The organism is Pseudomonas sp. EGD-AK9, from assembly GCF_000465935.2.
GTDB lineage: Bacteria > Pseudomonadota > Gammaproteobacteria > Pseudomonadales > Pseudomonadaceae > Aquipseudomonas.
This window is the reverse complement of the sequence record NZ_AVOF01000292.1, coordinates 1-4,062: the sequence shown is the minus strand read 5'-3', so window position 1 is coordinate 4,062 and position 4,062 is coordinate 1. Positions and strand designations below refer to the sequence as shown.

At 66.8% G+C, this 4,062-nt stretch carries 4 protein-coding genes and 1 riboswitch; of the genes, 2 read left to right on the top strand and 2 right to left on the bottom strand.

The genetic code is table 11. The features are described 5' to 3' along the window. Nucleotides 1-17: 17 nt before the first annotated feature. On the bottom strand, nucleotides 18-863 hold the full coding sequence (metF, locus tag N878_RS14175) for a methylenetetrahydrofolate reductase [NAD(P)H] (RefSeq protein WP_021444301.1): 846 nt from the start codon (nucleotides 861-863) through the stop codon (nucleotides 18-20). A 107-nt stretch (nucleotides 864-970) separates the two neighbouring features. Continuing rightward, on the bottom strand, nucleotides 971-2,380 hold the full coding sequence (ahcY, locus tag N878_RS14170; RefSeq protein WP_021444300.1) for an adenosylhomocysteinase: 1,410 nt from the start codon (nucleotides 2,378-2,380) through the stop codon (nucleotides 971-973). Nucleotides 2,381-2,402: 22 nt separating this feature from the next. Further along, nucleotides 2,403-2,496, bottom strand: a riboswitch (S-adenosyl-L-homocysteine riboswitch). A 222-nt stretch (nucleotides 2,497-2,718) separates the two neighbouring features. On the opposite strand from ahcY, the gene N878_RS14165 reads away from it, so the two are divergent. After that, nucleotides 2,719-3,105 carry an MAPEG family protein gene (locus N878_RS14165; protein ID WP_021444299.1) on the top strand — a complete coding sequence of 129 codons (387 nt, stop codon included), beginning with the start codon at nucleotides 2,719-2,721 and terminating at the stop codon, nucleotides 3,103-3,105. A gap of 150 nt (nucleotides 3,106-3,255) precedes the next feature. Then, on the top strand, nucleotides 3,256-4,062 hold an 807-nt coding region (locus tag N878_RS14160; RefSeq protein ID WP_021444298.1), incomplete at its 3' end, for a type IV pili methyl-accepting chemotaxis transducer N-terminal domain-containing protein.

Sequence of the window (4,062 nt, the reverse complement as noted above, 5' to 3'; positions counted from 1 at the left end):
GGCTCGGGCGGCGGGCCTCAGCGTGGCAGCTTGAGGTTGTTCCAGATCGCCAGGCTGGGGTCGGCCTGGTTCAGGGTGTAGAAGTGCAGCCCCGGTGCGCCGCCTTGCAGCAGGCGTTCGCACATCTCGCTGATCACCTGTTCGCCGAAGGCCTGGATGCTCTCGATGTCGTCGCCGTAGGCTTCCAGCTGCTTGCGCACCCAGCGCGGGATCTCCGCGCCGCAGGCGTCGGAGAAGCGCGCCAGCTTGCTGTAGTTGGTGATCGGCATGATGCCCGGCACCACCGGGATATCCACGCCCAGTTTCTGCACGCGCTCGACGAAGTAGAAGTAGCTGTCGGCGTTGAAGAAGTACTGGGTGATCGCGCTGTCGGCGCCGGCCTTGGCCTTGCGCACGAAGTTGGCGATATCGTCCTCGAAATTGCGCGCCTGCGGATGCATCTCCGGGTAGGCGGCGATCTCGATATGGAAGTGCTCGCCGGTTTCCTCGCGGATGAAGCCGACCAGCTCGTTGGCGTAGCGCAGCTCGCCGCTGGCCATGCCCATGCCCGACGGCAGATCGCCGCGCAGGGCGACGATGCGCTTGATCCCGGCGTTCTTGTACAGGGTCAGCAGCTCGCGCAGCTCGGCCTTGCTGTCGCCGACGCAGGACAGGTGCGGTGCGGTGGGCACCTTCACCTCGCCGTCGAGCTGCAGCACGGTATTCAGCGTGCGGTCGCGGGTGGAGCCGCCGGCGCCGTAGGTGCAGGAGAAGAAGTCGGGGTTGTAGCTGGCCAGCTGGCGCGCCACGTTCATCAGTTTTTCGTGCCCGGCTTCGGTCTTGGTGGGGAAGAACTCGAAGCTGTAGCGGCGTTCTTGGCTCATACGGAGTTTCCACGTGTGTAGGGTGGACAGGCGCAGCTTGTCCACCGACATGCTCGAGCAGGTGGGCAGGCCGCTCGCCGGCCTGCCCACCCTACGCCTGGTGCTGCTTAGTAGCGGTAGGCGTCCGGCTTGAACGGGCCTTCCACGGTGACGCCGATGTACTCGGCCTGCTGCGGGGTCAGGCGGGTGACCACGCCGCCGAAGCCCTTGACCATCTCCAACGCCACTTCTTCGTCGAGCTTCTTCGGCAGCACTTCCACGGTCAGGCGCTCGGCCTTCTTCTCGGCCGGCAGGTCGGCGAACTTCTGCTCGAACAGGAAGATCTGCGCCAGCACCTGGTTGGCGAAGGAGCCGTCCATGATCCGGCTCGGGTGGCCGGTGGCATTGCCCAGGTTCACCAGGCGGCCTTCGGCCAGCAGGATCAGGTAGTCGTCGTTGGCCGGATCGAAAGTGCCGGCGCCGGTGCGGTGGATCTTGTGCACCTGCGGTTTGACCTCTTCCCACGCCCAGTGCTTGCGCATGAAGGCCGTATCGATCTCGTTGTCGAAGTGGCCGATGTTGCACACCACGGCGCGCTTCTTCAGCGCCTTGAGCATGCCCGCGTCGCACACGTTGACGTTGCCGGTGGTGGTGACGATCAGGTCGATCTTGCCCAGCAGCGCGGCGTCGACGCTGGCCTCGGTGCCGTCGTTGAGGCCGTTCTTGTACGGCGAGACCAGCTCGAAGCCGTCCATGCAGGCCTGCATGGCGCAGATCGGGTCGATCTCGGAGACCTTGACGATCATGCCTTCCTGACGCAGCGACTGCGCCGAGCCCTTGCCCACGTCGCCGTAGCCGATCACCAGCGCCTGCTTGCCCGACAGCAGATGGTCGGTGCCGCGCTTGATGGCGTCGTTGAGGCTGTGGCGGCAGCCGTACTTGTTGTCATTCTTGCTCTTGGTCACCGCGTCGTTGACGTTGATCGCCGGGACTTTCAGGGTGCCGGCCTTGAGCATGTCGAGCAGGCGGTGCACGCCGGTGGTGGTTTCCTCGGTGACGCCGTGGATGCGCTCGAGCATCTGCGGGTATTTCTTGTGCAGGATCTCGGTCAGGTCGCCGCCGTCGTCCAGCACCATGTTGGCGTCCCACGGCTTGCCGTCCTTGAGGATGGTCTGCTCGATGCACCACTCGTACTCCTGCTCGGTCTCGCCCTTCCAGGCGAACACCGGGATGCCGGCGGCGGCGATGGCGGCAGCGGCCTGGTCCTGAGTGGAGAAGATGTTGCAGCTCGACCAGCGCACCTCGGCACCGAGGGCGATCAGGGTCTCGATCAGCACGCCGGTCTGGATGGTCATGTGGATGCAGCCGATGATCTTCGCGCCCTTGAGCGGCTGGCTGGCGGCGTACTTGCGGCGCAGGCCCATCAGCGCCGGCATCTCGGATTCGGCGATGATCAGCTCTTTGCGGCCCCAGTCGGCCAGGGAAATGTCGGCGACCTTGTAGTCGGTAAAACCGGCAGGCGTCAGTACAGCGCTCATGATGAGTTCTCCATTCGTTGTCTGCGAATGGGCGCCGTTGATGCGTATGGTTAACGCCCCATCCGAGCCTGACAAAGTCCGCACCTGGCGGATTTGCTGCAGCGCCCCTCGGACGGGTGGCGGGAGCGGCCGGAGCTGTGCCGGCTGCGTGAAGCTGGCGGATTATAGCCGCGTGCGGCGTGCAGCCCAAGGCTTTCCGTCGGTCTTTGCGCGGCGCCGCTGGCCACTGCCGCCGGCGCATTGGCCGGATCGCCGTCGACTTGTCCCGGCCGGGTCATGGACGCCCGGCCCGCGGGCGGTCCAAGCTGCGCACTCCCTCAGCGAACTGCGGAGCCTGCATGACCCTCGCCTACTGGTGCGTACTGATCGCCATCGTCCTGCCCTACCTGGCCACCGCCAGCGCCAAGTTCCTCGGCGCCGGCTACGGGCCGCGCGCCAACAGCGACCCGCGCGCCTTCCTCGCCGCTCTGCAGGGCTGGCGCAGGCGTGCCCACAACGCCCAGCTCAACGGCTTCGAGGTGACCCCGGCGTTCGCCGCGGCGGTGATCATCGCCCACCAGGCCGGCGGTGCCGCGCAGGGGCTGCTGGATCAACTGGCGATCGCCTTCGTGCTCAGCCGGGTGCTGTACTTGCTCTGCTACCTGGCCGACTGGGGACCGATCCGTACGCTGGTGTGGTTCGCCGGCATGGGCCTGATCGTCGCCCTGTTCGTGGTCTCGGCCTGAGCCGAAACGGCGCGTGACCGCTCGGTCGGTGCGCCGTTCTGGTGCATTTTGCCGCGTTAAACAGGACGCCAGGCTGCTGGCGGCTGGCCACTTTCTTGCTTGCTCCCGATTATTTGGCGGGGGTTCCCGCCGTCTGCCAGGGAGACTCTCATGTCCGCCACCGCCTTGTTCGACCGCCTGCTCTGCGCCATCGGCCTGCGCACGCTGAATCAGCAGTTCCTGTTTTCCTACGCGCTGATGTTCCTCCTGGCGGTGATCGCCTCGGTGGCGCTGTACCTGAGCATGTCGGTGTCGCCGGAGACCATCAACGTCGCCGGTGCGCAGCGCATGCTCAGCCAGAAGATGACCAAGGAGGCGCTGCTGCTGCGCGAAGGCGTGCTGCCGGCGACCGCCCTGGAAGCGACCATGGCGCAGTTCGACGGCGCCCACCGCGACCTGTTGGCCGGCAACCCGGCGCGCAATGTCAGCGCCATCGCCGAGCCCAACGTGCAGGCGCAGATGAACAAGGTCGGCGTTCTCTGGCAGGGCTTTCGCGACCAGCTGCAGCGCCTGGTCGGCGGCGACACGGCGGTCGACCTCGCGGCTCTGGAGCAGCAGTCGGTGCAGCTGCTGCGCGAGATGAATCAGGCCGTCGGGCTGATGGCGGCGCACGCCGAGGGTAGCCAGCGGCGGCAGATGTGGCTGGCCTTCGGCTGCGTGCTGGGCATCCTCGCCCTGGTGGTGCTCGGCCGCCAGTTCGGCCTGCGCCCGCTGATGCACAACCTCAATGCGGTGGAGGGCGCGCTGACCCGGGTCGGCTCCGGCGACTTCACCCGCGGCCTGGACGGGCGCCAGGGCGACAACGAGATCGGCCGCATCTTCGCCGGCTACAACCGCATGCAGGAGCAGGTGCGCGGCCTGCTGGCGGAGGTCAAGCGCAGCGGCGAGCGCACCGGCGAACACGTCGGCAGCGTGGTC

Bases quoted from the DNA above. Each gene is read 5' to 3' on its own strand.
- metF (WP_021444301.1), bottom strand. From the start codon at position 863: ATGAGCCAAGAACGCCGCTACAGCTTCGAGTTCTTCCCCACCAAGACC.
- ahcY (WP_021444300.1), bottom strand. From the start codon at position 2,380: ATGAGCGCTGTACTGACGCCTGCCGGTTTTACCGACTACAAGGTCGCC.
- N878_RS14165 (WP_021444299.1), top strand. From the start codon at position 2,719: ATGACCCTCGCCTACTGGTGCGTACTGATCGCCATCGTCCTGCCCTAC.